23 protein-coding genes and 1 pseudogene are annotated in these 25,313 nt (G+C 47.9%); 15 read left to right on the forward strand and 9 right to left on the reverse strand.

Annotation, left to right across the window (positions count from 1 at the left end; all coding sequences use genetic code 11):
• Window positions 1-2 precede the first annotated feature (2 nt).
• Both UF05_RS12110 and UF05_RS12115 read right to left on the reverse strand, forming a co-directional pair.
• Window positions 3-1,433 (reverse strand): sensor histidine kinase, encoded by a 1,431-nt coding sequence (locus UF05_RS12110; RefSeq protein ID WP_045545580.1) that lies wholly within the window; start codon window positions 1,431-1,433, stop codon window positions 3-5.
• Window positions 1,423-2,130: a response regulator gene (locus UF05_RS12115; protein WP_045545581.1), complete on the reverse strand. Its 708-nt coding sequence runs from the start codon at window positions 2,128-2,130 to the stop codon at window positions 1,423-1,425. Before UF05_RS12115 ends, UF05_RS12110 begins: the two co-directional genes overlap by 11 nt.
• A 240-nt stretch (window positions 2,131-2,370) precedes the next feature.
• Between UF05_RS12115 and ptsG the strand changes: the two genes are divergently transcribed.
• The gene (gene ptsG, locus UF05_RS12120; RefSeq protein ID WP_079859327.1) at window positions 2,371-3,813 is read left to right on the forward strand and encodes a glucose-specific PTS transporter subunit IIBC; all 1,443 of its coding nucleotides are present in this window, start codon (window positions 2,371-2,373) and stop codon (window positions 3,811-3,813) included.
• A 94-nt stretch (window positions 3,814-3,907) separates the two neighbouring features.
• On the opposite strand, the gene UF05_RS12125 is transcribed toward ptsG, so the two are convergent.
• Complete coding sequence (locus tag UF05_RS12125; RefSeq protein ID WP_005383492.1) at window positions 3,908-4,354, reverse strand: DUF302 domain-containing protein; 447 nt, start codon at window positions 4,352-4,354, stop codon at window positions 3,908-3,910.
• A 227-nt stretch (window positions 4,355-4,581) separates the two neighbouring features.
• On the opposite strand from UF05_RS12125, the gene UF05_RS12130 reads away from it, so the two are divergent.
• Window positions 4,582-6,573, forward strand: a complete 1,992-nt coding sequence (locus UF05_RS12130) for a U32 family peptidase (RefSeq protein WP_045545583.1) — start codon at window positions 4,582-4,584, stop codon at window positions 6,571-6,573.
• Window positions 6,574-6,666: 93 nt separating this feature from the next.
• On the opposite strand, the gene araH is transcribed toward UF05_RS12130, so the two are convergent.
• Genes araH through UF05_RS12145 form a run of 3 tightly spaced genes read right to left on the reverse strand, consistent with a single transcriptional unit; the run spans window position 6,667 to window position 10,243 of the window.
• Complete coding sequence (araH, locus tag UF05_RS12135) at window positions 6,667-7,656, reverse strand: L-arabinose ABC transporter permease AraH (RefSeq protein ID WP_005477508.1); 990 nt, start codon at window positions 7,654-7,656, stop codon at window positions 6,667-6,669.
• A 14-nt stretch (window positions 7,657-7,670) separates the two neighbouring features.
• Window positions 7,671-9,185: an L-arabinose ABC transporter ATP-binding protein AraG gene (gene araG, locus UF05_RS12140; protein WP_005460653.1), complete on the reverse strand. Its 1,515-nt coding sequence runs from the start codon at window positions 9,183-9,185 to the stop codon at window positions 7,671-7,673.
• Window positions 9,186-9,241: 56 nt separating this feature from the next.
• Window positions 9,242-10,243: an arabinose ABC transporter substrate-binding protein gene (locus UF05_RS12145; RefSeq protein WP_025637498.1), complete on the reverse strand. Its 1,002-nt coding sequence runs from the start codon at window positions 10,241-10,243 to the stop codon at window positions 9,242-9,244.
• Window positions 10,244-10,614: 371 nt separating this feature from the next.
• Here UF05_RS12145 and UF05_RS12150 point away from each other — a divergent pair, with 371 nt between their 5' ends.
• The 7 genes from UF05_RS12150 to UF05_RS12180 all read left to right on the forward strand — a co-directional run bounded on the left by UF05_RS12150 (window position 10,615) and on the right by UF05_RS12180 (window position 17,705).
• The gene (locus UF05_RS12150; RefSeq protein ID WP_045545584.1) at window positions 10,615-12,318 is read left to right on the forward strand and encodes a ribulokinase; all 1,704 of its coding nucleotides are present in this window, start codon (window positions 10,615-10,617) and stop codon (window positions 12,316-12,318) included.
• Entirely contained in the window at window positions 12,311-13,051 is a 741-nt protein-coding gene (locus UF05_RS12155) for an L-ribulose-5-phosphate 4-epimerase (RefSeq protein WP_015313687.1), read from the forward strand. The genes UF05_RS12150 and UF05_RS12155 overlap by 8 nt, the downstream gene beginning before the upstream one ends.
• Before the next feature lie 9 nt (window positions 13,052-13,060).
• Window positions 13,061-14,554 (forward strand): L-arabinose isomerase, encoded by a 1,494-nt coding sequence (gene araA / locus UF05_RS12160; RefSeq protein WP_045545585.1) that lies wholly within the window; start codon window positions 13,061-13,063, stop codon window positions 14,552-14,554.
• Between the two features lie 46 nt (window positions 14,555-14,600).
• Complete coding sequence (locus UF05_RS12165; RefSeq protein ID WP_005500066.1) at window positions 14,601-15,119, forward strand: hypothetical protein; 519 nt, start codon at window positions 14,601-14,603, stop codon at window positions 15,117-15,119.
• 56 nt (window positions 15,120-15,175) lie between these two features.
• Window positions 15,176-16,015, forward strand: a complete 840-nt coding sequence (araC, locus tag UF05_RS12170) for an arabinose operon transcriptional regulator AraC (protein WP_045545586.1) — start codon at window positions 15,176-15,178, stop codon at window positions 16,013-16,015.
• A 70-nt stretch (window positions 16,016-16,085) separates the two neighbouring features.
• Window positions 16,086-16,331 carry a DUF3297 family protein gene (locus UF05_RS12175; RefSeq protein ID WP_005460424.1) on the forward strand — a complete coding sequence of 82 codons (246 nt, stop codon included), beginning with the start codon at window positions 16,086-16,088 and terminating at the stop codon, window positions 16,329-16,331.
• A gap of 276 nt (window positions 16,332-16,607) precedes the next feature.
• On the forward strand, window positions 16,608-17,705 hold the full coding sequence (locus UF05_RS12180) for a YdcF family protein (RefSeq protein ID WP_005500067.1): 1,098 nt from the start codon (window positions 16,608-16,610) through the stop codon (window positions 17,703-17,705).
• 77 nt (window positions 17,706-17,782) lie between these two features.
• Here the strand turns inward: UF05_RS12180 and UF05_RS12185 are convergent, their stop codons facing one another.
• Complete coding sequence (locus UF05_RS12185; protein WP_045545587.1) at window positions 17,783-18,205, reverse strand: organic hydroperoxide resistance protein; 423 nt, start codon at window positions 18,203-18,205, stop codon at window positions 17,783-17,785.
• A gap of 124 nt (window positions 18,206-18,329) precedes the next feature.
• Here UF05_RS12185 and UF05_RS12190 point away from each other — a divergent pair, with 124 nt between their 5' ends.
• The 4 genes from UF05_RS12190 (at window position 18,330) to UF05_RS12205 (ending at window position 22,106) form a co-directional block, all read left to right on the forward strand.
• Window positions 18,330-18,788 carry a MarR family winged helix-turn-helix transcriptional regulator gene (locus tag UF05_RS12190; RefSeq protein ID WP_029833689.1) on the forward strand — a complete coding sequence of 153 codons (459 nt, stop codon included), beginning with the start codon at window positions 18,330-18,332 and terminating at the stop codon, window positions 18,786-18,788.
• A gap of 273 nt (window positions 18,789-19,061) precedes the next feature.
• Window positions 19,062-19,619, forward strand: a complete 558-nt coding sequence (gene ahpC, locus UF05_RS12195; protein WP_005395542.1) for an alkyl hydroperoxide reductase subunit C — start codon at window positions 19,062-19,064, stop codon at window positions 19,617-19,619.
• Window positions 19,620-19,776: 157 nt separating this feature from the next.
• A complete protein-coding gene (gene ahpF, locus UF05_RS12200) occupies window positions 19,777-21,345 on the forward strand; it encodes an alkyl hydroperoxide reductase subunit F (protein WP_045545588.1) in 1,569 nt (522 codons plus the stop codon).
• Window positions 21,346-21,686: 341 nt separating this feature from the next.
• Window positions 21,687-22,106, forward strand: a complete 420-nt coding sequence (locus tag UF05_RS12205; RefSeq protein ID WP_045545589.1) for a VOC family protein — start codon at window positions 21,687-21,689, stop codon at window positions 22,104-22,106.
• Between the two features lie 76 nt (window positions 22,107-22,182).
• On the opposite strand, the gene UF05_RS12210 is transcribed toward UF05_RS12205, so the two are convergent.
• Together UF05_RS12210 and UF05_RS12215 are read right to left on the reverse strand one after the other, a co-directional pair.
• Window positions 22,183-22,722, reverse strand: coding sequence for a CAP domain-containing protein (locus UF05_RS12210; protein ID WP_025498786.1), 540 nt, complete (start codon window positions 22,720-22,722; stop codon window positions 22,183-22,185).
• 127 nt (window positions 22,723-22,849) lie between these two features.
• Window positions 22,850-23,806 carry a LysR family transcriptional regulator gene (locus UF05_RS12215; RefSeq protein ID WP_045545590.1) on the reverse strand — a complete coding sequence of 319 codons (957 nt, stop codon included), beginning with the start codon at window positions 23,804-23,806 and terminating at the stop codon, window positions 22,850-22,852.
• Window positions 23,807-23,932: 126 nt separating this feature from the next.
• Here UF05_RS12215 and UF05_RS26740 point away from each other — a divergent pair.
• Window positions 23,933-24,618, forward strand: a pseudogene (locus UF05_RS26740) (DJ-1/PfpI family protein).
• Between the two features lie 84 nt (window positions 24,619-24,702).
• Window positions 24,703-25,188, forward strand: coding sequence for a sigma-70 family RNA polymerase sigma factor (locus UF05_RS12225; protein ID WP_025623382.1), 486 nt, complete (start codon window positions 24,703-24,705; stop codon window positions 25,186-25,188).
• Window positions 25,189-25,313: the final 125 nt, after the last annotated feature.

Consider the following 25,313-nt stretch of genomic DNA (forward strand, 5'->3'; position numbering starts at 1 on the left):
AGTCAGTCTCTCGGGAAAGTCAGCGTGGCGCAGAGGCCGCCAAACTGAGAATGGCTCAGCGACAAACTGCCGCCGTGAGCCTTTGCAATGCTCTGTGAAATGGTTAACCCCAAGCCACTGCCTTCTTTATCGTTGCTAGCGCGGAAGTAAGGGTGGCAGAGCTTTTCTAATAACAGCTCGTCAACGCCATCGCCGTGATCTTCAATTTCAATCTGGATCGATTCAGGGCTTTCACTCAGCGTAATGTCCGCTTGATGGCCGTATTTAAGCGCGTTATCGACCAGATTCTGAATGCAGCGCTTAATCGCTAGTGGTTTACCGGCAAAGTGGGTGCGGATTTCGCCGTGGATACGAATCGAGTCCGGCGCATCGGCGATATTGGCGGAGATGTGCTGGATCAGTTGGGTGACATTGATCGGCTCGATTTCCTCGTGGATATCGGTCTCTTTAATGCATTGCAATGCGCCTTTGACCATCAAATCTAGGTCGTTACTCAGGCGGGTAAAACGCTCTCGGTCGGCGTCGTCATCCAGCATTTCCGCTCGTAGTTTTAGGCAGGCAATTGGCGTTTTCAGATCGTGGGAGATGGCGCTGAACAGCATTTCGCGGTCTTTAATGTGGCTGTCGATGCGTCGATTCATTTTATTAAACGCACGTACCGCCGCTTTCAGTTCGTTACTGCCTCGCTCAGACACTTCGGGCACGTCTAATCGGCTCGACATCAGGGTTGCGGCTTTTGCCAGCTCGCGAATTGGTTGAATTTCTTTGCGGACAATAAACCAAGTACACAGCAACAGCATTAGCGCGGACAGCAAAAGCGTCAACCATTGGCGCAGCTCAAAATAGTTGGTTTCCAGATTAATGTAAGGTGCGGGCAGCACCGCCGCGAGATAAAACCATTCGTTCTGTGCTACTTCGACCTGCATCACCAGAATGGGTGGATTGAGGTCACCAAACGAAAGCGAATAATGCGCCCACAATAGTGGCAGTTCGTCGATAGGTAGCTCGTTGTTGAATACCTTGAGTTTGTCGCGCTGGGTGAACTCTACCTTGATGTTAGGAATGCCGCTCAGCTCGCTTTCCAATACCTCGCGAACTTGGTTGATGACTAGGGTTTTGCGTTCGCTTTCCGGTAGCGGGTCGACATCAATCTGGTGATTGTTGAGTGAGACGAAAAAGCGTGTGCCGCCCATGTTGCGTAGTTGATTGAGCACCAAGTGGCGATATTCAGAGGGCAGGGTTTGAAAGAAGGCGATGGTGGAAGAGGCGCTTAGCGCGAGGCTTTTGACCGTGGTGCTAAGGCCTTCTTTGTCTCGCTCGCTGGCATGCTGATACCAGATAATCCCGGATAATACCTGCGCCAGAATGATCACCAGCAACAAGAACACACTGGTACGAACGACCAGTGATCCCGTCCAGCGTTTAATTCTCATAGTGCACGTCCGTGGTCAGCATGTAGCCTTTATTGCGCACCGTTAGGATCAGCGAGCGGTCTTTATCTTCAAGGTGATGACGTAAGCGGCTGATTTGCACGTCGATGCCGCGTTCAAACGGGTCGGCATCGCGTCCCCAAATTTCGCGGGCAATATCATCACGCGACAGGATCGACTGAGCGTGGTTGACGAACAAACCGAGCAGTGACAAGTCGGCCCCACTGAGCTGTTTGACCTCTCGGCTGACGATATGGGTAAGCTGGCGGGTGACGGTATCTAACACCCAATCATCAAAACGCACTTTACGCGTCAGTTTGGTATTGGCGGTGGATTGGCTGCGTCTAAGGATGGTTTTGATGCGTGCGAGCAGTTCACGCGGGCTGAATGACTTGGTGATGTAGTCGTCAGCGCCCATTTCTAGCCCGGCGACTCGGTCGGCTTCTTCGGTGACGGCAGTCAGCATGATGATCGGAATGTCGGAGTTTTTGCGCAGTTTCTGGCACAGGGTAAAGCCGTCTTCACCGGGCATCATAATATCGAGGATGATCAAATCAGGGTGGTGATCGTTGAGCCGTTGCCACATCACACCGCCGTTTTCTGCGCAGAGCACCTCAAACCCAGCGCGACCAAGGTAATCCGACAACGCTTCGCGAAGGTCGAGGTTGTCATCAACGACCAGTATCTGCTTGTTTTCCATCCTTCTCTCTCCCACCTCTCGTTGGCTAATATGATGCATTTTTAAGCGCTCACGTACAATCGAGCTGACTGCAATTCTCACTTCTTGGTACGAGAGATTTGTAAGTAGCCTCTTACAAACTGATTGCCTTTTGTAACCTTGGGCGCCGCCTTGCTCGCTATGATCATCCTGACCTTACGTGAAACAACATGACCTGAAGGAATCAGGTCCTACAACACTGGCATTCGTCAGGAGGAAACCATGTTTGCAAGTATATTTGGACAACTACAAAAAATAGGGCGGTCGTTGATGCTGCCTGTGGCGGTGTTACCGGTGGCCGGCTTGATGCTGGGGATTGGTAATGCGGGGTTTGCGTTTATTCCAGACGCGGTCAACAAAGTGATGCTCGCCGCCGGTGAAGGCGTGTTCGGCAACATGCAGTTGATGTTTGCGGTCGGTGTGGCGCTCGGGTTATCAAAAGGTAATGACGGTGCCGCGGCGCTCGCTGGCTTAGTTGGCCTAATTATTATGAACGCATCGCTCGGTATCGTGACAGGCTTGCGTGGCTTAGAAACTGACGCCACCATCATGGGCGTTGAGACGCTGCAAACCGGGGTGTTTGGCGGCATCTTTATCGGCGCGGTCGCGGCAATCATGTACAACCGCTTCTACAACATCAAACTGCCGGAATATTTGGGCTTCTTCGCGGGTAAGCGATTTGTGCCAATTGTCACCGGTCTATCGGCGATCGTTGTTGGTGCGATTCTCGCGTTTGCATGGCCACCTGTCGGACAACTTCTTGATGCATTTTCTCATTGGGCAGCGTACCAAAACCCTGTTCTCGCGTGGGCGGTTTACGGCGCAGGCGAACGTTCATTACTCCCGGTTGGTTTGCACCACATCTGGAATGCGCCGTTCTTCTTCGAAGTCGGCAGCTATGTAGACCCAGAAACCGGTAAAGAGTTTACCGGTGAGCTCACTCGCTTCTTCGCGGGCGATAAAACCGCGGGGTATCTGTCTGGTGGCTTTATGTACTCCATGTGGGCGCTACCAGCAGCGGCACTGGCGATTTACCACTGCGCGTCTCCAGAGCGTAAGAAAATCGTCGGCGGTTTGATGATGTCTGCGGCGTTGACCTCTTGGTTAACCGGTATCACAGAGCCAATCGAATTTACCTTCTTATTCGTCGCCCCAGTGCTGTACGTAATCCATATTTTCCTAACTGGTATTGCGTTTGCGATCACCGCATTTTTGGAAATCAAACACAGTACGGACTTTGCGCACGGCGCGATCCAGTTCTTCCTTTACTACCCAATGTCGAGCAACGCGTGGATGTTCATCATCATCGGTCCAATCTGGGCGACGCTGTACTACGGCTTGTTCCGCTTCCTAATTGTGAAATTGGATCTGAAAACGCCGGGCCGTGAAACCGACATTGCAGAAGAGAAGATTGCCGGACAGCCTGATGAAATTGCGGTGGATGTAGTAGCGGCATTGGGCGGCAAAGCCAACATCAAGTCAGTCGATGCGTGTATCACTCGTCTGCGTGTCTCGGTGAAAGACATTGCCAACGTTGATGTTGCTAAGCTAAAAGCGCTCGGCGCGCGAGATGTGTTGGTAATTGGCGACAGTTTACAAGCGATTTTCGGCACGCAGTCTGACTCAATAAAGTCAGAGGTGCACAGCGTACTCGCCACCTCCTGATCTTACCTCCCCCAATCTAGGTAAGATTTGCCAACCTCCTTGTGAGGTTGGCTTTTTCGTTTTCGGAGGTAAAAAGAGAAGCCAATAACCAGCTCTACTTCGCCGCCGCGTTGGTTAAATTGCCCAGCACGCCGCTGATTTTGTTCAATACCTCGTCACAGCCTTCAATATGATGGCGCTGCTTTAAATACATCGGATCGTTGTAAGCTAACCACGTTTTGCCTTCAGCATCTTCATACACCAACACTTTTTGGGGTAAATCGAGCGCCACTTCCTGCGCACAGATCATCAGTGGCGTGCCCACTTTAGGGTTCCCAAACACGATAACTTCGGTTGGTCGCAACGTCATATCGACTTTCGTGGCATTCTCTTGATGGTTAATGCGCGCAAAGACGTTCAACCCTTTTTCTTGCGCGATAGCGACAAATTTATCCGCCGTATCTTTTGCTGAATGCGTGCTCGCAACGGTTACCACACCCTCACCAGCCAACGCACTCAATGACGTCAACGCCACTACCAACCCGATGATTACTTTTTTCATTTGTCGTCCCTTCCTCTCTCTGAGTCGAAAACTAGATATAGAAAAACCAAGTGTAGGAAAACTATAGAAGTCAGATTCCGCTATCGCGAATTGCACTCTACCCACTCAAGAGTCGACCGTGTAACACGGATTAATTGATTCAGATTAATAAAGCGTTAACTAGCTGAGCATCAAAAGCGTGAAATACGTAACATTTACAGCCAATTTTAGTAAGAAAGAGAAAAATAGTGACACGCGATCAATTTGAGTTATTAGCACCCGGTGGTGATTTAGATTCCATCAAAGCCGCCATTGCCGCTGGCGCCGATGCAATTTACTGTGGGCTCGACCGCTTCAATGCTCGTAACCGAGCGACCAACCTCACCTTAGATAACTTAAATGGCGTGTTAACGTTGGCCCATCAGCACAGCTGTAAGATTTTCCTAACGTTGAATGTGCTGATTTTAGAAAGTGAAATTCCAGCGATTGTTCGCTTACTCAGCCAACTGAACACCACCAAAATCGATGGCGTGATCGTGCAAGATCTCGGTCTGGCCTACATTCTCAAACATCACTTTCCCGATTTGGATGTGCACGCTTCAACGCAACTAAACACGCATAACGAAGGCCAGATCCTCTTTCTCAACCAGCTCACCGCAAGCCGAGTAAACTTATCTCGCGAACTTAACATCGATGAAATAAAACATCTGGCGCAATTTGGTCGCGAGCACAACGTAATGATGGAAGTGTTTGTCCACGGCTCATACTGCATCGGATTCTCCGGAATTTGCTATATCAGTTCCGCTCGCAATGGTGCATCAGGTAACCGTGGACGCTGCAGCCAACCTTGTCGCGAACAGTACGAAACGACCAAAACGGGCAACAACTACCCACTCAATATGAAAGACAACTCCGCCTTTGGGGACTTGAAAGCGCTTGCCGATGCTGGCGTGTATTCATTAAAAGTGGAAGGACGAATCAAGAAATCGCACTACGTCTATACCGTGGTCGACAATTGGCGTCAGCAAATCGATCGCTTGTGCGAGGGTTTGGAACTCTCTGAAGACACCACCGAGTTATACACGGTGTTCAACCGCGATTTCTCCAACGCATTTTTGCAAGGTGATTTCGGCAAGGCGATGTACATCGACAACCCGCGCGACCACGCTGTAAAGCATTTTTCGAAGGTTTATCAATGTCAGTCTGCTGATGATGTGCAAGCGGTGAAAAAGAAACTCTACGACGACAAAACCGCGATCATTGAGAAAGTGGCAGAGCAAACTAAGTCGTTCGATGTCACTTCAACACAAGTATCCGGCAGCAGCTTGAAAGGGTCGATTGATGTGCCAACTCTGCCAGCGTTACCTCAACCAGACCCTCGCCAAGGTGCTCCAAAATTATCGATTCTGATCTCGTCAGCACAAGAAGCCATGCTGTGCGAATACCGCGACATTGATGTTTACTATCAGTTGCCAATGGGATTGTCTGGTGAACTGAGCGCGATGATTGAATTGTTCCAAGCCAACCCAATGCTCAAACCTTGGTTCCCTGCCATTTTGATTGGCGAAGACTACCAAGCCGCGCGCGTATTTTTGGAAACCATCCAACCTGAGTTGTCGATCACCAACAACTCAGGCGTCAGCATGATCGCAAAAGAGCTCAGCTTAGGCTGGGTGGCAGGCCCACAAATGAACACGGTGAACTCATACGCGTTTAAATGCCTTCAAGACGAGTTCGCGGCAAGTGGCGCGTTTGTTTCTAACGAGCTGAATATGAAGCAGATGCGCCATATCAAGCGTCCGAAAAACATGCGCAGCTTCTACAGCATTTATCATCCAAATACCCTACTCACGAGCCGCCAATGTTTGTTCCAACAAACCGAAGGATGCCGTAAGGTGAAGGTCAACAAAGGTTGTTTGAAACGCTGTGATAAACGCACGTCTATCATCAACTTAAAAGACAATCCTTACGTGGTGCAAAAACAGAAAGGCAGCCACAATTCAATCTACAGCGAGCACAACGTCTTAAACCTGCAAGTGCTGCACGATCTGCCGCAATTGTTTACCGATGTGTTGATCGATCTGCGTGATATCCAGACCGAAACGAAAGTCTCAGCAAGCAAACCTGAGTTGATTGACGCGTTCTTAGCTCTACTTGAAGATCACAGTGAACAAGCCGTCCAAACGCTGAATGCCATGATTCAACAAACAACCAACGCGCAGTATTTGAAGGGGTTGTAGGGTCTTATTCGAGAGTTAAACCCAAAACAGCCATAAAATCATGGCTGTTTTGGGCTTGTGTTCACTTGGAAGTGATACCAAGTAGAAAGAGCATTATGCGCGGCTGGTTTGTTTGTAGCGGTCAAAAATAACAGCAGCAAGTAATATTGCACCGCGCACGACGTATTGCGCGAATGGTGACATGTTAAGAAGGTTCATTGCATTTTCGACTGTACCCAAAATCAGCACGCCAGCAATCACGTAAGAGACTTTACCGATACCACCTTTTAGCGACACACCACCAAGGACACAGGCAGAGATAACCACCAATTCAAAGCCCACAGACGTCATAGGCTGACCACTGGTCATACGCGCCGCCAAAATAACCCCCGCCAATGCCGAGATAAAGCCAGACACGGTGAAGATTATCATCTTAGTTTTCACGACATTCACACCCGCTAAGCGAGCCGCTTCTTCATTGCCCCCAATCGCGAGCGTGTTACGACCATAAACGGTGCGATTCAGCAAGAAAGCAAAGACTCCAAAGGTAATGATCGTCAACCAAATAGGCGTTGGAATACCAATGAATGATGAGTTACCCAGTGCAAAGAAGCTCTCTTCTGTGATGCCCACCGCTTTACCATCTGAAATGATGTAGCCCAAGCCTCGTGCTATCTGCATAGTCGCCAAAGTGGTGATCAGTGCGTTGATTTGCAACTTAGCAATGACAAAACCGTTTAACAGACCAAAGGCAACGCCAGAAAGTAGACCTGCGCCCACACCAAGTACCACGCTGCTGGTTGCGTTAATTGCGACGGCGGTAACCACACCAGAGCAAGCAATGATGGACGCGACCGACAAATCCAGATCACCGCACGCCAAGCAAAACAGCATGGCACACGCCACCATGCCACTCATAGAGATCGCCAAACCCAGACCTTTCATATTGATGAACGTCGCGAAGTAAGGCACAAAGAAAGCACACAATAAAAACAGACCAGCGAACACCATCAGCATGCCGAATCGGTCCCAAATCCCAGCAAAATTCCATGAACGCTTCGCGTCCTGTTGTTCTAGTATTTTCGTAGAGCTTGTTACAGACATAGGATATTCCTTTATTATGCAGCAGCTTGGTTGTTGCCTAGCATGGCTAAACTCAAAGCAGTTTGTTCTTTAAACTCATGGCGCTGTAGTTCACCTGTTACCGCACCTTCTTTCATCACCATTACGCGATCGGATATACCAAGAACTTCTGGCAAATCACTCGACACCACCAGCACAGTGACACCGCGCTCAGCAAGGTTGAAAATCAGTTCGTAGATCTCTGATTTCGCACCAACGTCAATGCCTCGTGTTGGCTCGTCCAACAAAATCACACTCATATCGGTGGAGAGCCAGCGACCTAGAATCACTTTTTGTTGGTTACCACCAGACAACTGCCCTATAGCCTGTTGTAGTGAGGCGGTTTTAACGTTCAAAGCCTTACGTTGCTGCTCTGCGTTGTCTCTTTCCCATTTGAAATCGATCAAACCGCCCAATTTCAAATTCCATGGACGAGCACTGATGTTGGTGTTCTCTTCCACCGAGAGAATAGGAACGATAGCGTCCGCTTTACGGTCTTCTGGACATAACGTAATGCCTGCGCGAATCGCATCTTGTGGACTTCTGACACTGATGGGCTGCCCATGAATGTAAATTTGTCCGGCTTGCGCTTTTTCCGCGCCGAAAATGAGACGGGTTAGTTCTGTTCGCCCTGCCCCAACTAAACCAAACAGACCCAGAATTTCACCTTGACGAATATCGAGTGAGACTGGTTGGGTTAACCCTTTGCCTTCAAGGTTTTCAATGCGTAGGCCACTTTCGCCTAGAGAACGCGAACGGTAGTTGTAGATATCGTTGATTTCACGACCGACCATTAGCTCAACCAATTTTTCATGGGTTAAGTCGGTCATGTCGTCAAATGTTTGTACATGTGTCCCATCTTTGAAGATGGTAATGGCATCGCACAAATCGAAGATCTCTTCCATACGATGGGAAACGTACAGAATGATTTTGCCGTCATCGCGCAATTCGCGAATAACTTTGAATAAGTTTTGAATCTCGCGTTGAGACAAACTGCTGGTTGGTTCATCAAACGCGATAATCTGAGCATTGCGGCTTAGTGCTTTGGCAATTTCCACCATTTGCCACTGGCCGATAGAAAACTCTTTAAGTGGGCGAGAAGGATCAAAATCCTCCCCCAAACGTTTTAGCTGTTCTCGCGCTCGGGCGTTCAATGTTTCCACATCTACACTGCCACCTTTTGTTGGCAACTGACCTAGGTAGATGTTTTCTGCCACGCTAAGCTCAGGTACCAAGTTCAGCTCTTGGTAAATAATGGCGATACCTTGCTCAAGCGCATCAGTCGCTGAGTTGAACACCAAAGCTTTACCATCGACGACCAACTCGCCTTCAGTAGGTTGGTGTAAGCCACTGAGAGTTTTAAGCAACGTTGATTTACCTGCACCGTTTTCACCCATTAGCGCATGAATACTGCCTTTGTTGGCGCGAAAACTAATGTTGCTCAATGCCTTAACTCCTGGGAAATGCTTCGATATGTTGCAAAACTCAAGGTAAGAAGGGGAATTTATCATGATCATTCTCTCCGTTTCCCGAAAGAGCGGCGGTCATTGCACCGCCGCAAATAGGCTTAAAGACCTTTTTTCTGTAGCTCTTCACGGAAGTTGTCGCGAGTGATCAGCACAACATCGGTGACTTCCACAAACTTCTCTGGCTGCACATCTTCTTTCACCCATTTGTAAAGTGATTCGATGCTCTTAAAGCCGTGCACGTCAGGGCTTGGCAATAGTGAGCCAAAGAAACCCGTAGCGTTTGACTTCGCCAACTCATTCACGGCATCGACACCATTAATACCAATACCAATCACGTTTTCAGCGGCAAAACCTTGGCCTTCAGTCGCGCGTACACCACCTAAAACCGTGTTGTCGTTCATACCAACAATCAGCCATTGCTTAACCTTTGGATATTGAACCAACAGTGAGTTAGCGGCATCTAACGCACCTGGGATGTCATTCGTTTTGGTCGGAACACGGTAGATTTGAGATTTAGGAAAGCCAGCATCTTCAAGTGCTTTTACAGAACCATCCACACGGCGACGAGCGGTATCTAGTTCGTCAGCAGTAATGGCCATAACACCTGTTGTAGCGGCATCCCATCCACGATTCGTCATCTCCTTAAACAGCTCTGAGCCCTGACGGTAACCAATTTCACTCGCCGCCATCATCACTAAAGGCACCTCTTTCATCGGTTCGCCTTTCGCGTTTAGAAACTGATCATCAACGGTAATGACTTTCAAATCGTAGCTTTTCGCTTTGGCCATAATCGCAGGGCCAAGCTTTGGATCTGGCGTACAAATGACAAAACCTTTCGCCCCGCTGGCAGCAAGCGTATCAATGGCATTCAGCGTTTTTTCACCATCAGGCACGGCCATCTTGACCAATTCAAAATCGTATTGCTTCGCTGCTTTTTCCGCAAAAGACCACTCGGTTTGAAACCAAGGCTCTTCCGGCTGCTTCACGAGGTAACCAAGTCTGACGTTATCGTCATTGGAGCCAAAAAAAGCGTTAGCAGAGGCACTGAGCATTGTCATGCTAGATAGGGCAGCGATTGTGAGTAGTTTTTTTAATTTCATTGTTATCCATCCACTGGTAGAGGTGAGTGTTCGCTGTACATATTTGTGCATCCTTGACCATTTGTTAGTGATAAAAATCACAGCGGAAAAATGTAGCAATTTTGTCCATTCATTTAGCTACAGAGGCTATGAAGCAGCTCTCAATTGTGCGACTAGCAACTTTCAAATATCGCTCAAACCCCAAAGCAAACGTTAATTATGGCCAAAAACACTTAATTTTTGAGCAATATATAAAGGTGTTAAAAAGGACACAAAAAACACCCAGTGACGTTTTTGTCCATAAACTTAGCAACCCTATTTATGGGATAACCCACCTGCTCTGGCTATAACAACAAGTAGATTTAGTTTGCTGACCAAAAGTTGGAGTTGTCATGGACACAATAAATACACATCAGCAGCATGTAATTGGTTTGGACTTCGGATCGGACTCCGTACGTGCGCTTATTGTTAATGCCGAAACAGGCCAGGAAGTTTCCTCGTCTGTGGTGTACTACTCACGATGGATGAAGGGGCTATATTGCCAACCTGCGCAATCGCAATTCAGACATCACCCGCAAGATTATTTGGATGCAATGACCAGCGCAATCCAAGAGGTACTGGCGACAGTGCCACAGACTCTGGCCGATTCTGTTGTCGGCATAGGCGTCGACACAACAGGCTCAACCCCAGCTCCAATAGATGAAAACGGCACTGTTTTGGCGCTGCTTCCTGAGTTTGAGCACAACCCAAATGCAATGTTCGTCCTCTGGAAAGATCACACATCCGTAGCCAAAGCAGATCGAATTAATGAACTCGCCCATTCGGGGAAATTCACCGATTACACGCGTTACGTCGGCGGTGTGTACTCTTCAGAATGGTTTTGGGCAAAAGCGGCTTGGGTCAGCGAACAAGATGAACAAGTTGCAAAACGCGCTTTCAGCTGGGTCGAGCTGTGCGATTGGATCCCAGCAATTTTGGCTGATACTCAACATCCACAAAAATTGCGTCGTGGCATCTGCGCTGCGGGACACAAAGCGATGTGGCATGAAAGCTGGGGCGGACTACCTGAACAAGCGTTTTTAAGCGCAATTTCACCGACGTTAGACGGTATTCGTGACCGTATGTTCACAGAAGTCTTTACCTCCGATCAGGCGGCCGGGCACCTATCAAAAGCATGGGCAATAAAATTAGGCTTACCAGAAGGCATCGCGATTGCAATCGGCGAGTTTGATTGCCACATGGGTGCCGTTGGTGCCGGTGCTGGTGCCAACGATTTAGTTAAAGTCATCGGCACTTCTACCTGTGACATTTTGATGGTTGAATCACAAAACGTCGGTGACCGCACTATTCATGGTATTTGTGGTCAAGTCGAAGGCAGTGCCATGCCCGAGTTGCTAGCACTTGAAGCCGGACAGTCCGCTTTTGGCGACATGTATGCCTGGTTCAAAAACGTCTTAATGTGGCCACTACAGGCTTATGCCGAACACAATCCAGACTTTGCCTTAACTGCCGAAGAAATTGCGTCAGAACTTTTGCCGATGCTCTCGCAAGCTGCCGAGCAGCAAGGTATCGACCAATATACTCCGGTTGCAATGGATTGGCTCAATGGCCGCCGAACCCCTTACGCGAACCAGCGCCTTAAAGGTGCAATATGTGACTTAAACCTTGGTAGCTCATCGCCTGCAATTTTCTCCGCACTCGTAGAATCCACTGCGCATGGCGCAAAAGCGATCGTCGATTGCTTTATAGAACAAGATGTCACTGTCGAACGCGTCATCGCCATTGGTGGCATTGCGCAAAAATCCCCTTACGTGATGCAAATGTGCGCCGATGTGATTGGTCGCGACATCATCGTGGTCGAATCAGTTCAATGTTGCGCATTGGGGGCCGCGATTTTTGCAGCCGTCGCAGCTGGCGTTTACCCGACGACCAAATCAGCACAAGCCGTGATGGCAAGTCCTGTTCGTCAAACCTACTCACCAACACCAAAAGTGCAAACATTACGAGCACAGCGTTACGCGACGTATCGCGAACTTGGGCAACACATGGAGCAGATTGCGGAGTTTCACCAATCGCAGGAGCGTGAAGATGTCTGAACAAACCGTCTGGAATGATGCCGACTCATTAGTCGAACGAATCAAAACGCTGCGTCACCAAGTCTGGCAAGCCAATATGGATTTACAACGTCATAACCTTGTGACGTTCACGTGGGGCAATGTGTCAGGCATCGATAGAGAATCTGGATTGGTTGTTATCAAACCCAGCGGTGTTGAGTACTGCGAACTGAATGCTGAAAACATGGTGGTGGTCGATCTGCACGGCCAAGTGGTTGAAGGGAAACTCAACCCATCTTCCGACACGGCCACGCATCTAGAGCTTTATCGCCATTTCCCGGAGATTGGCGGCATCGTTCACACCCACTCTCCTCAGGCAACGGCATGGGCACAAGCAGGCAGAGCAATTCCCGCGTTGGGCACAACTCATGCGGATTATTTCTACGGACAAATTGCGTGCACTCGCGCCTTGAGCGACGAAGAGATCGCGCACAACTACGAGCTCAACACTGGCAAAGTCATCGTCGAAACCATCGGTGATTCAAACGTTATGGCGTCACCCGGCATTTTGGTCAAAGAACACGCACCTTTTACTTGGGGTAAAAGCCCTGCTCAAGCGGTTCACAATGCAGTAGTGGTTGAAGTTGTCGCTGGCATGGCCTTGCAAACACTGCAAATCAATGCCGAGGTAGACACTCTTAACCCTTCGCTTCTCGACAAACATTATTTACGTAAGCACGGCGCGAACGCCTACTACGGTCAAAGCAAAAAATAAGGAAACATGATGAAGATTTTCAACGACAAACAAGTATGGTTTGTAACAGGCTCTCAGCATCTTTACGGCCCACAAGTATTGGAAAGCGTTGCGCAAAACAGCGAAGAAATCATTGCAGGATTAAATTCGTCTGATGACATTTCAGTTTCTATTGCTAACAAAGGCACGGTAAAAACACCGGATGAAATTCTCGCAGTATGCCGCGCAGCCAATAACGATCCTTACTGTATCGGCTTGATGCTGTGGATGCACACTTTCTCTCCAGCCAAGATGTGGATTGCCGGCCTAACCCAGCTAAATAAGCCATTTTTACACCTTCACACCCAGTTCAACGCGGCGCTACCATGGGATGAAATCGACATGGATTTCATGAACCTCAACCAAAGTGCGCACGGTTGCCGAGAGTTTGGCTTCATTGGCACCCGTCTGAATATTGAACGTAAAGTCGTAGTCGGACACTGGCAAGAACCGCAAGTGCATAGAGATATCGACGATTGGTGTCGCGCCGCTATTGGTGTGAATGCAGGTCAGCACCTGAAAGTCGCCCGCTTTGGCGACAACATGCGCCAAGTCGCGGTCACGGAAGGCAACAAAGTCTCTGCGCAAATCCAGTTTGGATATGAAGTGAATGCGTACGGTCTTGGTGAGCTCAGTGACGTAGTCAACTCGATATCAGATGCGGATGTAAATCACCAGCTAGATGAATACGCATCCGTGTATGAGATGTCTCCAGACTTATTCAACGACTCTGATTTGAAAAAGCTGATGACGCAAGAGGCACGTTTAGAACTTGGGATGGAATCTTTCCTCAAATCTGTTGGAGCAGGCGCTTTCACCAACACGTTTGAAAACCTAACTGGCTTAACAAATTTACCAGGACTAGCAACGCAGCGCTTAATGGCTAAAGGTTTTGGTTACGGCGGAGAGGGTGATTGGAAAACTGCAGCGATGACGCACATCATGAAAGTCATGGGGCAAGGCAAACCGGGCGGTACATCTTTTATGGAAGACTATACCTACAACTTCGGCGAAAAAGGGCAAGTGTTAGGCGCTCACATGCTAGAAGTTTGTCCAACTATCGCAGCAGCGAAACCAAGATTGGAAGTTCATCGTCACACCATTGGCTGTCGTTGCGATATTCCACGCTTAATTTTCAGCGGCCAATCTGGCGAAGCGTTAAACGTGTCGATTATTGATCTTGGCGATCGCTTTAGAATGATCGTCAACGTGATTGATACCGTCACACCACCGCAGTCACTGCCACATTTGCCTGTAGCTCACGCGCTTTGGGAACCTCAGCCCAACTTAAATATCGCAGCAGCCGCGTGGATTCACGCTGGCGGCGCACATCACGCAGTGTACAGCCAAGCTGTCACATTGCCGATGCTTGCCGACTACGCTGAAATCCTTGGCATCGAAATGGTTGTGATTGACAACAGCACCAACTTACGCCAGTTCAAACAAGAATTGCGTAACAACGGAGTGTATTACCGTCTCGGTTAAACCACACAAATGTGCTCCCGCTTAGGGAGCACTTTGGAGTCAATTAGTGAATGATACAGACGTAGAAACCGTGCCCACTTTTCAACTGGAAAAAACTCGCTGGACGCTCAACCTTTCCACTGAGCAACCAGCGAGTTTCGAGCTACAGCGGGATGGTAAAACGCACTTTATCGGCACCATGGAAGTATTAAACAACGGACAACTCATTGCCGTTCACGATGCTGATTGGCGCTTTAGGCACAAGCCAGAAAAGCTCGAACAATGGTGTCAACTGCACCATTCGGAAACCTTATCCATCAATATGAACTACTACTTTGCTGATGATGCTCTCGTGATCGAGTATTTGGCGAGAAACACGGTTCCAACTCGCCTTGATATCCGTCATACCATCAAACAAGTTGTCGATTCACCTGTCGAAGACAACGAGCAAGCGCGAAGTGCGAAGTGGCAGCACCAAAGAGATGGATTACCAAGTGACTTCTTATCGAAAACCGCTAAGACGGACTTTTTCCGAGAAGCCTTTTCTGCCAAACAATGGATCGTTCTAGAAAACTGTGAGGAATAACGACGACAGTTTTTCCGCTCCAGAATAGACTGATGAAAAAGTAAATTAGTTGAAATATGCAAAACAACGACCCTTTAAAACCCGGCTACAACTTTGACGCACACCTTGTGGCTGGGCTTACCCCCATTATCGAAGGCGACGAGCTCGATTTTGTGATTGATCGTCCGAACGGGATGAAAGGGTTCATCATCAACATCACGAGCCAAGGTGAAGGAACGATATTTCATGGTGATGATGCCTTTGATGTCAAAACCGGGGATTTATTGCTATTTCCACCAAGCGCAACGCACTTCTACCATCGTAAAAAAGACAACGCATCATGGTTTCACCGCTGGGTCTATTTTCGTCCTCGTGCCTTTTGGAATGACTGGTTGTGTTGGCATGAACAACGAAATGGTGTGTATCTCACTCAAGGATTGGATAACAGCACGATTTCTCAGATTGAACGCCTATTCATCGACATTGAGTACATTTCCAAATCAGACATGCCTTATCGAGATGATCTCGCGATTAACTTACTGGAACAACTGCTGATTCGTTGTAAAACCATTCAACCTGATGTGGTGAGCAAACCGTTAGATCCTCGTGTTATTGAAGCGATGAACTACATGACGCAGAACCTGAATCAAAATTTCACACTAGAAGACATCGCTGGTTTCACCTGCCTGTCCGCCTCACGCTTAGGGCATCTATTTCGAGATGAAGTTGGCATGACCATTACTCAATGGCGTGACGACCAACGTATTAGCCGAGCGAAACAATTGTTGGTCACCACCAACTATTCGGTCAATCACATTGGTCGTATCGTTGGTTATACCGACCCACTCTACTTTTCTCGCGTATTCAAACGTAAAGCTGGCGCAAGCCCCAAGTTGTATCGAGAGCAGATTAGTTGAAGGTTATCTTGAACACTCACTGTGCACTGACTACAATAGCGCACTTTTTTACGGAATTTAGGTCACAAACATGACAGATACAGCAAAACCAGCTCTACCAGATCGCCTAGCAGGTAACCCACGCAGCCCATTCTTCATCAAAGAATGTTTTGAGCACCAAATCGGTATCCGTTTCAACGGTAAAGAGCGCACTGACGTAGAAGAATACTGCGTGAGTGAAGGTTGGGTAAAAATTGCGTCTCCTAAAGCAAAAGACCGTTTCGGTAACCCAATGCTGATCAAACTGAAAGGCGAAGTTGAAGCGTACTACGTGTAAGCAACTCTCGTTTAGTCGAATCTAAAAAGCTCGAGTCTTACTCGGGCTTTTTTAATGCCTACGTTTTGTTGTATTCGCACTGTTTATCTTTTAAACCAAACAGTTACATGACAAATAATTAGTAAACCATTTTCGTGGTCCTACTTCGTGTTTTGGCGATAAAGGTCGTTTGGCTCAGCAGCTTTGAGATTCGTTTCACAGTTTATTCATGAGCCAAACCTAGACTGAAAAAATCCACCTTTCTAATTCGAAAAATAACAAAACTAGGATTCACCCATGAAGAAGAACCTCCTTGCTATCGCCCTTGGCAGCGTAATTGCGCTGACAGCAGCCCCTTATTCACTGGCCGCCAACGATTCTACAATCCAATCTTCCGCAGACTACTCGCAACTGGTGACCAAACGTCAAGTTGTCGACCAACTTTTGAATGACGCCGTGGAAGCCTTTAAATCGCCGGCGCGTATATCTCACGCTGGTTTTACCGCGAAAATGCCGAGCAATATGGAGATAGTTACCGACCGATTGCTAGAAGCTTACCAACTTGAGCCATACCGCACCGACCTACTCATTTCTGCGGCAAATGCGCAGATTTACAACAAGAACGTCGATCGAGCAATTGAACTGTTCGAACAAGCCTTGTCGGTGGCGCCGGACGATGCAGATTTACACGCTTATCTTGCGGTGTGGCAGCGCTTTAAAGGCAATCAAACCGAATCAGACCAACACATGGCAACGCTGGCCAAACTGAATGCCGGCAAAGCAGCAGACATCAACCGCATTTTCGACACAGTAGATCGCGTTTTGGCAACGCCGCTGAAAGAGAAAGCCGATAAAGGCAAACTGGACAACAAAGGGGCGATCGTCACACTGGGATACGCACTGAATCCGGATGGTTCAATGCACCAAATCTTGGTTGAGCGTTTGGAAACCACGTTAGCAATGGCGAAAGCGAACCCAGATGCGATAATTATTTTGACGGGCGGCGTACCAAAGAACCACAAAACCGAAGGTAAATTGATGGCGGACTGGTTGATTGAAAAAGGAGTCAGCAAAGACCGCATCATCGAAGAAAACTACGCCACCAGCACGGTAGGCAATGCCCTGTTCAGCAGCTACGCCTTGGCGCGCCACAACATCAAACACGCGACCATTATCAGCTCGGCAAGTCACGTGCGTCGTGGTCAAACCTTGTTTGAAATCGCTAGCTGGCAAACTGGCCCGCAGGGCATCACTTTCGACACCGTAAGTTACCCAGACAAACCCCTCAAAGACTTAGCGAAAGCCAGCGAGAGCGAACTACTTGGCATCTACCGCGATGCGCTGCGTACTTACGGTATGTGGAGTTATCGCTCTTACCCGTTGGAGTCACGTTAACCCTTATCGCCCCATTCAAATCGAAAAAAGCCTGCACGTTCGCAGGCTTTCTTGCATTAAAACAGTGTCTAAAGCGATCAGATCGCTTCACCATTTACTGTAACTGCGACGTCAATGTTGCCACGAACGGCATTTGAGTATGGGCAGGCTTGGTGGGCAATGCGCGTCAGCTCTAGTGCTTGTTCTTGTGGTAGGTCTAACTCTGCCGCGAGGCTAACGGTCAACGCAAAGCCACCGTTTTCTTTCGGGCCAATGCCTACTTCAGCTGTCACAGGTGCGCTCTTTAGCGCTACTTTTGCTTCACGCGCAACGTGCAAAATCGCGTTAGAGAAACAAGCCGAGTAACCCGCTGCAAACAGTTGTTCTGGATTCGTTGCTGCGCCTGTGCCACCCATCTCTTTCGGGTAAGCAAGTTCAAGATCCAGCAAACCATCGTTGGTTTTTACTTGACCATTACGGCCAGCCAGAGCAGTAGCTTGAGTTTTGTATAATGTTGTCATGCGAATATCCCCTTCAATTTAAGTTGCGCACAATTTAATTGCTTGCAACCTTACATCGAAACAACGATAGTTTGCAACTATATTGTGCACAATTTATTTTATCGCCTTTATCGAGATTAAGCCCATGAGCCAGTGTTACTCCCCAAGTACATTGAATGCAGACGAAAAATTGTTACTAGAGAATCAAGTCTGCTTTCCGCTATACAGCGCTGCTAACGCTGTGATTCGCGCGTACCGACCGTTGTTGGACGCACTTGATCTCACCTACTCGCAGTACTTGGTAATGATGGTATTGTGGGAAAAAGATGGCACGAGCGTAAAACAGCTGGGATCACAGCTTCACCTCGATTCAGGAACGCTCACCCCGTTGCTAAAACGCTTAGAAGCAAAAGGCTTTGTGAGCAGAGGAAGAAGTGAAACCGACGAGCGCGTACGCGTATTGAACCTTACCGAAGCAGGCAGAGCACTTAAAGATCAGGCGAAATCCGTCCCTGATGCCATTGCCTGTAAGTTCACGTTGGATCTAGAAGAATTGATGACGCTAAAAACGCTCTGCGAGAAAGTTCTCGATAAGATAAGTTAACCACCAAGCCCTTTATAAACTCCTCTCAATAGCTAAAAGCCTGCCATTGCAGGCTTTCTTGATCTCATTGCTTTCAGACACTCTTTCTACTGCCATTCATCAATAAAACCTATCAACTTCTCGCGTCTATAATCGGATTTCCCTATTAACGAAAATAGGATTTGTCTATCAATAGGATAGTTACAAGCAATTTTCCTTAAATACAATCCGATGCGAATATACTTTCCGAAAGCAAGAACTGCTCACCCTAAAACATTCTGAGGAAAGTAAAAAATGATTAATACAAAGATCAAACCATTTGCAGCTACAGCATACAAAAACGGCGAATTCGTTGAAGTAACAGAACAAGATGTTCTAGGCAAATGGGCTGTATTCTTCTTCTACCCAGCAGACTTCACATTCGTATGTCCGACAGAACTAGGTGACCTAGCAGACCACTACGAAGAGCTACAAAAACGCGGCGTTGAAGTGTACTCAGTATCAACAGACACACACTTCACTCACAAAGCTTGGCACGATAGCTCAGAAACAATCGGAAAGATCCAGTACTACATGCTTGGCGACCAAACAGGCAACATCACAAACAACTTCGGTGTGATGCGTGAAGGTCAAGGTCTTGCAGACCGTGCAACGTTCCTAATCGACCCAGAAGGTACTATCCAAGCAATGGAAATCACTGCTGAAGGTATCGGTCGTGACGCAGAAGACCTACTACGCAAAGTGAAAGCAGCTCAGTACGTAGCAGCACACCCAGGCGAAGTTTGCCCAGCAAAATGGAAAGAAGGCGAAGAGACGCTAGCTCCTTCTCTAGACCTAGTAGGCAAAATCTAAGCCACTGAATTTAAGCTCAATTTGACATGCTAATTGACGCTTAACTTAGAGAGCATTCCAGGTTAGATACCTTGACGACCTTCTGCCTGGTTTGCTCTCTCCCTACTGATTTTATCCAGAGTAACCACTCTTTTGTTTATTTAAGGTAACAACAACTATGTTAGACCAAGCGATCCAACAACAACTCAAACAATATCTGGCTAATGTAAAAGAAGACGTTCGTCTAGTGGTTAGTCTAGATGAAAGCAAAGCATCGAATGACATTCTGTCTCTGGCGAACCAAATCGCAGAGATGAGCGACTTCATCACCGTTGAACGTGACGACAACGCAAGCGCACGTAAACCAGTGATGACGGTGACCAATCCTGTAAAAGGCACAGCACTGCGCTTTGCTGGCCTACCAATGGGTCACGAATTTACCTCTCTGGTATTGGCATTGCTGCACTCTGGTGGTCACCCAATCAAACTAGAGCCGGAAGTGATTGAACAAATCGCAGCGCTAGACAAAGATCTAGACGTAGAAATCTTCATTTCACTGTCGTGTCAAAACTGTCCGGACGTGGTTCAAGCGTTCAACATGATGGCGGCGATCAACCCGAAAGTAAAAGCAACCATGATCGACGGTGGCTTGTTCCAAGATGAAGTGAAACAACGCGACATCATGGCCGTACCAAGCGTATTCGTGAACGGTGAGCTATTCGGTCAAGGCCGTATGTCTCTGACTGAAATCCTAAACAAAGTGGATGACGGTGCGAGCGAGAAAGCCGCGAAAGCACTGAGCGAAAAAGACCCATACGATGTACTTGTTGTCGGAGGTGGTCCTGGTGGTAGCGCAGCTGCTCTATACGCCGCTCGTAAAGGTATTCGCACAGGCGTTGTTGCTAAACGCTTTGGTGGTCAGGTTATGGACACCATGGCAATCGAGAACTTCATTTCGGTAAAACGTACTGAAGGTCCAAAACTGGCAACTGACCTAGCAGAGCACCTAAAAGAATACGACGTAGACGTCGTGACTGAGCAACAAGCTGAGAAGCTAATGGGTGCAGCACACACAGAAGATGGTTTGATTCACATCCAACTTGAAAGCGGCGCAACGCTGAAGAGTAAGAGTGTCATCCTTAGCCCTGGTGCACGCTGGCGTGAAATGAACGTTCCGGGTGAGCAAGAGTACCGCAACAAAGGTGTCGCGTACTGCCCACACTGTGACGGCCCTCTGTTCAAAGGCAAGAAAACTGCGGTTATCGGTGGTGGTAACTCAGGCATCGAAGCCGCTATCGACCTTGCTGGTATCGTAGAACACGTAACGATTCTTGAATTCGCAGACGTACTTCGCGCAGACCAAGTACTTATCGACAAAGCGAACTCACTACCAAACGTAAACATCATCACGATGGCGCAAACAACAGAAGTAGTGGGCGACGGTACTCGCGTAACAAGCTTGAAGTACAAAGACCGCAACACAGATGAAATCAAAGAGATTGAACTGTCAGGTATCTTTGTTCAAATCGGTCTAGTACCAAACACAGAATGGCTAAAAGATTCAGAAGTAGCCCTATCTGAGCGCGGCGAGATTGAAGTCGGTAGCCGTGGTGAAACCAGCCTAGAAGGTGTCTTCGCAGCCGGTGACGCAACGACGGTTCCTTACAAACAGATCATCATTGCGATGGGTGAAGGTGCAAAAGCAAGCTTAGGCGCGTTTGACTACCTCATCCGTAAGCAAGGTTAATCTCCAAATTTCTTGAACACAAAGCGCACGGTGCAGTGTTTTCTTCCCCTGAAAACCAATCGGGGCAACGTGTAGAACGGAGTGGCAAGAAAGAAAAGCAAAAACCTAGAAGCCCAAAGACTTTGCCAGCAGGTACTAACTGCTGGCTTTTTTGGTTTTTGGGAGGGTTGCAAGCACATAACCCAACTCGCAGATTCAAAGCACCAAACCCACCTAACCTCCCCTTGTATCAAGCTTCGAGGAGCGCGCATAAAAAATTCCCAAATAGCTCTTTACCTCGACTTAACTTGAGGTTTTAGCATGTTCATCGTTGGCTAGGAAATGAAAAAAAGGAGCACATCATGATCCAACTAGAACATATTAATTTAGTCGTGAAAAACATCCCTGAAATGCTGAAGTTTTATCAAACTGCATTTCCACATTGGTACGTGCGTGATGAGGGGAAAGGCGAATGGAGTGGTAAGCCAAGAAACTGGCTACATTTTGGCGACGAGTATCAATACATTGCGATGAGTGACCACGGTGAAGGTGAGAACCGTGAGTTGGGCGGCCATCAAGTAGGGCTAGCGCATTTTGCTTATGTGACCAACAACGTCGATGCCATCACAAAAAGACTGACCGATGCAGGTTATCCGATTGCCCAACCTGGGGCTGATGAGCCATATCGCAAGAATGTGTATTTTGTTGACCCTGCAGGTTTTGAGATCGAATTTGTTGAATACCTGACGGATGATCCAAAACTTCGTAACCTGACAAGCTAAAAAGACTTAAATAACAAAACGCCAGCAGATGGTGACTGCTGGCGTTTTAGTTTATCTATCAGGTTTATTTATCGCATTAGCGCTGTTTGGCAAAAACCTGAGTCCAGTAATACCCGTAGCTTGCAGAGTGATTTTCGACAAGCGACGCGCCCATCTGATCGAAATCCGCACTCATGATATTGAGGCAGTGACCTTCGCTCGATAGCCAAGCATTGACGACGGCTTTAATGGAGCTTTGCCCTACGGCGACATTCTCACCAATAGCGCTCCAAGCATAGCCCGTTGCGTTGACTCGATCTGACAGCGTGCTGCCGTCAGAGCCTGTATGACTCATGAAATCGCTGTTCGCCATATCGCTCGAATGTCGATAAGCCGCGCTTTCCAAATCGTAGCTCCAAGTTAGTGCTCCAACAGGTGGCATGGTGGTTGCGCCACACTGTTGTTTGGTAGAGCGAGCACTGTTGACCGCTGCGAGCATCTGCTCGGCAAATGTGCCTTGTGACGATGTGGAACCTGTGTTTTGAGAGCCGTTTTCTACAGGTGCTGACGACTCCCCGTCGCCGCCACATGCGCTGAGAAGTAGAGCCAAAACTGGCACTAAGATCTTAGTTGGCATTGTCTTTCCTTTATGAGTGACGAAGAGCAAACTGCGCTTTTCGATAATAACGCCCAATAACCTAACAAAAACCAATAAAAGCACCATATGGCTTGGGGTGTTTTAACCAAAGACTCACATGAAGTTTTCAATCGCCTTGGTTCGGTTGGTAAATCGGCAACGTTTCAGCCCACGTATGGAATGGCGTTTCATCCATATCCTGTATTGCTTGAGTGATAAAATCGATGAACACCCTCACTCGGGCTGGTACATATTCCCGGTTGGCATAGAGAAGATACACGCCATTTCCTGCTTGACGCATGCTCGGAAATATCGGCACTAAACGCCCTGCTTTGAGCCAATCTCTCGCGATAAAGTGAGGAATCTGAGTTAACCCTAAGCCTTCTGCGCAAAGCTCTGCCATCGATTCGCCGTCGTTTACAATAAAATTTCTCTCGGGGTTATACTCACTTGCGCCGTCTGGTTCTGGCATCCGAATCGGCAACAGTTTCCCCGTTTGTTTAAAACGAAAACGAACCCAAGAATGGTCATTGAATGCGTCTGGGCCGCTCGGAACACCATGCCGCGCTAAGTAATCCTGACTGCCACAAATAATAAAATCGATAGGACTCAGCTGGCGCACAATCAACTGGCTGTCCTGAACGACACCAGAACGAATCGACACATCAATCCCTTGTTCAATAATATCAACGTAGGCGTCATCGTAATGAATATCGATAGTGATGCTGGGGTAGCGGCGGCAAAACTCTTTTAATAAAGGGCGAATGTAAAGGCGACCGTAGGAGACCGGCACATTAATCTTAAGCAGCCCTGAAAGCGCATCATTGTGGCTTTTTAAGGAATCCTCACACGCAGCCAGTTCGTCCAGTACAAACCTAGCGGTATTTGCGTATCGACGACCGGCTTCTGTCAGACGAATCTGTCGCGTAGAACGTTGGAAAAGCTGTATTCCCAAGTCGCTTTCAAGACGATGGATTGCCTTACTCACTGTAGAAGGGTCTGTGCCATGCGCTTTGGCGGCTGCAGCAAAACTGCCACCTTCTAAAGTGGCAATAAAAAATCGTAGGGACCGTATCTTATCCATAAAACTCGAGCATTCCATTCGTGAACTTTCTTCACTTTAGTAAAGACAAACTGGCTCTTCAATCACCAATCAGCCCAAATATAATGAATCTCAATAACTTGATGCTCTGTTAGCGAGGAAAAAACAATGGATAAAAATGGATTAAAGAATGCACTACAACTATTGATAACGACGTTAGTCCTATTCTTTGGGATGCTGCAAGCGGCACATGCGGCGGATAAACGCATTGGCATTCTGGTTTACGACGGCGTACTGACCTCTGATGTTACTGCACCTTTAGAGGTCTTTGGCGTCGCAAGTCGTCTGACTTGGTTTAGTGATTATGAAGTGCTCACCATTTCCGTCTCTGATCAGAAAACCATCACTACTGAAGAGGGATTAAAATTGGTGTGGATGCTTGGATTGGCGATCAGCCGGAACTCGACGTGCTGGTTTTAACATCCAGCTACGACATGGATGCGCTAATCGAAAACAAGGATCTCATTCACTTTATTCAAACCACATCAAAGGCGGCAGATTGGATGGCAAGTAATTGCTCTGGTGCATATCTATTGGCCGAGGCTGGCCTTTTAAACGGTAAGAAAGCGACGACGTGGGCTGGAGGTGAAAACGGATTACAAAAAGACTATCCAGCAGTTGATGTACAGTTCAACCAGAATTTTGTGGTTGATGATGGAGTCCTCACCTCAAACGGCAGCCTAGTCAGCTATCAGGCCGCCCTCAAATTACTGCATCTCATGACTTCGGAATCTAAAGCTCAAGAAGTCGCAGACGCCCTTCAATACTCACGTTTTTCTACCCAGCCATTTTAAGCGGGCAAGGACGAAACCGCAGGTAACCTTCGGTGTTTCAGAGGTTACCTTGCAGCCCACTTCTACACTTCAGGTCTTAATGTTATGGAAAAACAAAAACGTTACGAAACACTGACGAAAGAGCGATACCAAGATATCTATCGTCTCGCATATTGGCTGTGCAAAGATCAACACATTGCTGAAGATTTGGCGCAAGAGACCTTCCTGAAAGCGTGGCGATTCTTTGATAACTTAAATGATCCCAACGCCGAGAAGTCTTGGCTCATCACTATTTTGCGTCGTGAGAATGCTCGGCGCTTTGATAGAAAACAGTTCGATTTTGTCGACATTGATGAGTGTGCAATACAGACAAAAACCTACCCCGGCAGTGACCACGACATGGCCCAAGATTGGCTTCAAAAACAAATGATGATTCTCAAACCCAAATACCGAGAGCCATTGCTCTTGAGCCTAGTGGCTGGGCTGAATCATGATGAGATTGCCCAAGCCTTGAGGCTCAATCACAATACGGTGGCGACTCGATTATTCAGAGCGCGCAACCAGCTCATCGCGCAGCAAGGAAACCATTAAGACAGAAGTTCCTACTGGTATGGAGCTCAGCTCACCTAACCACCAAGAAAACTTGGTCAACCATGCCAACTAACTGGCTATGCTCGGGTCTATTTCATAAGTCGTTACATAACTTGGTGCGTTAA

Source organism: Vibrio sp. S457-15 (assembly GCF_000960545.1).
In the GTDB taxonomy this organism is placed as follows: Bacteria; Pseudomonadota; Gammaproteobacteria; order Enterobacterales; family Vibrionaceae; genus Vibrio; species Vibrio parahaemolyticus.

Coding starts and splice junctions, on each gene's coding strand:
- UF05_RS12110 (WP_045545580.1), bottom strand. CDS start 1,433: ATGAGAATTAAACGCTGGACGGGATCACTGGTCGTTCGTACCAGTGTG.
- UF05_RS12115 (WP_045545581.1), bottom strand. CDS start 2,130: ATGGAAAACAAGCAGATACTGGTCGTTGATGACAACCTCGACCTTCGC.
- ptsG (WP_079859327.1), top strand. CDS start 2,371: ATGTTTGCAAGTATATTTGGACAACTACAAAAAATAGGGCGGTCGTTG.
- UF05_RS12125 (WP_005383492.1), bottom strand. CDS start 4,354: ATGAAAAAAGTAATCATCGGGTTGGTAGTGGCGTTGACGTCATTGAGT.
- araH (WP_005477508.1), bottom strand. CDS start 7,656: ATGTCTGTAACAAGCTCTACGAAAATACTAGAACAACAGGACGCGAAG.
- araG (WP_005460653.1), bottom strand. CDS start 9,185: ATGATAAATTCCCCTTCTTACCTTGAGTTTTGCAACATATCGAAGCAT.
- UF05_RS12145 (WP_025637498.1), bottom strand. CDS start 10,243: ATGAAATTAAAAAAACTACTCACAATCGCTGCCCTATCTAGCATGACA.
- UF05_RS12150 (WP_045545584.1), top strand. CDS start 10,615: ATGGACACAATAAATACACATCAGCAGCATGTAATTGGTTTGGACTTC.
- UF05_RS12155 (WP_015313687.1), top strand. CDS start 12,311: ATGTCTGAACAAACCGTCTGGAATGATGCCGACTCATTAGTCGAACGA.
- araA (WP_045545585.1), top strand. CDS start 13,061: ATGAAGATTTTCAACGACAAACAAGTATGGTTTGTAACAGGCTCTCAG.
- araC (WP_045545586.1), top strand. CDS start 15,176: ATGCAAAACAACGACCCTTTAAAACCCGGCTACAACTTTGACGCACAC.
- UF05_RS12175 (WP_005460424.1), top strand. CDS start 16,086: ATGACAGATACAGCAAAACCAGCTCTACCAGATCGCCTAGCAGGTAAC.
- UF05_RS12180 (WP_005500067.1), top strand. CDS start 16,608: ATGAAGAAGAACCTCCTTGCTATCGCCCTTGGCAGCGTAATTGCGCTG.
- UF05_RS12185 (WP_045545587.1), bottom strand. CDS start 18,205: ATGACAACATTATACAAAACTCAAGCTACTGCTCTGGCTGGCCGTAAT.
- UF05_RS12190 (WP_029833689.1), top strand. CDS start 18,330: ATGAGCCAGTGTTACTCCCCAAGTACATTGAATGCAGACGAAAAATTG.
- ahpC (WP_005395542.1), top strand. CDS start 19,062: ATGATTAATACAAAGATCAAACCATTTGCAGCTACAGCATACAAAAAC.
- ahpF (WP_045545588.1), top strand. CDS start 19,777: ATGTTAGACCAAGCGATCCAACAACAACTCAAACAATATCTGGCTAAT.
- UF05_RS12205 (WP_045545589.1), top strand. CDS start 21,687: ATGATCCAACTAGAACATATTAATTTAGTCGTGAAAAACATCCCTGAA.
- UF05_RS12210 (WP_025498786.1), bottom strand. CDS start 22,722: ATGCCAACTAAGATCTTAGTGCCAGTTTTGGCTCTACTTCTCAGCGCA.
- UF05_RS12215 (WP_045545590.1), bottom strand. CDS start 23,806: ATGGATAAGATACGGTCCCTACGATTTTTTATTGCCACTTTAGAAGGT.
- UF05_RS12225 (WP_025623382.1), top strand. CDS start 24,703: ATGGAAAAACAAAAACGTTACGAAACACTGACGAAAGAGCGATACCAA.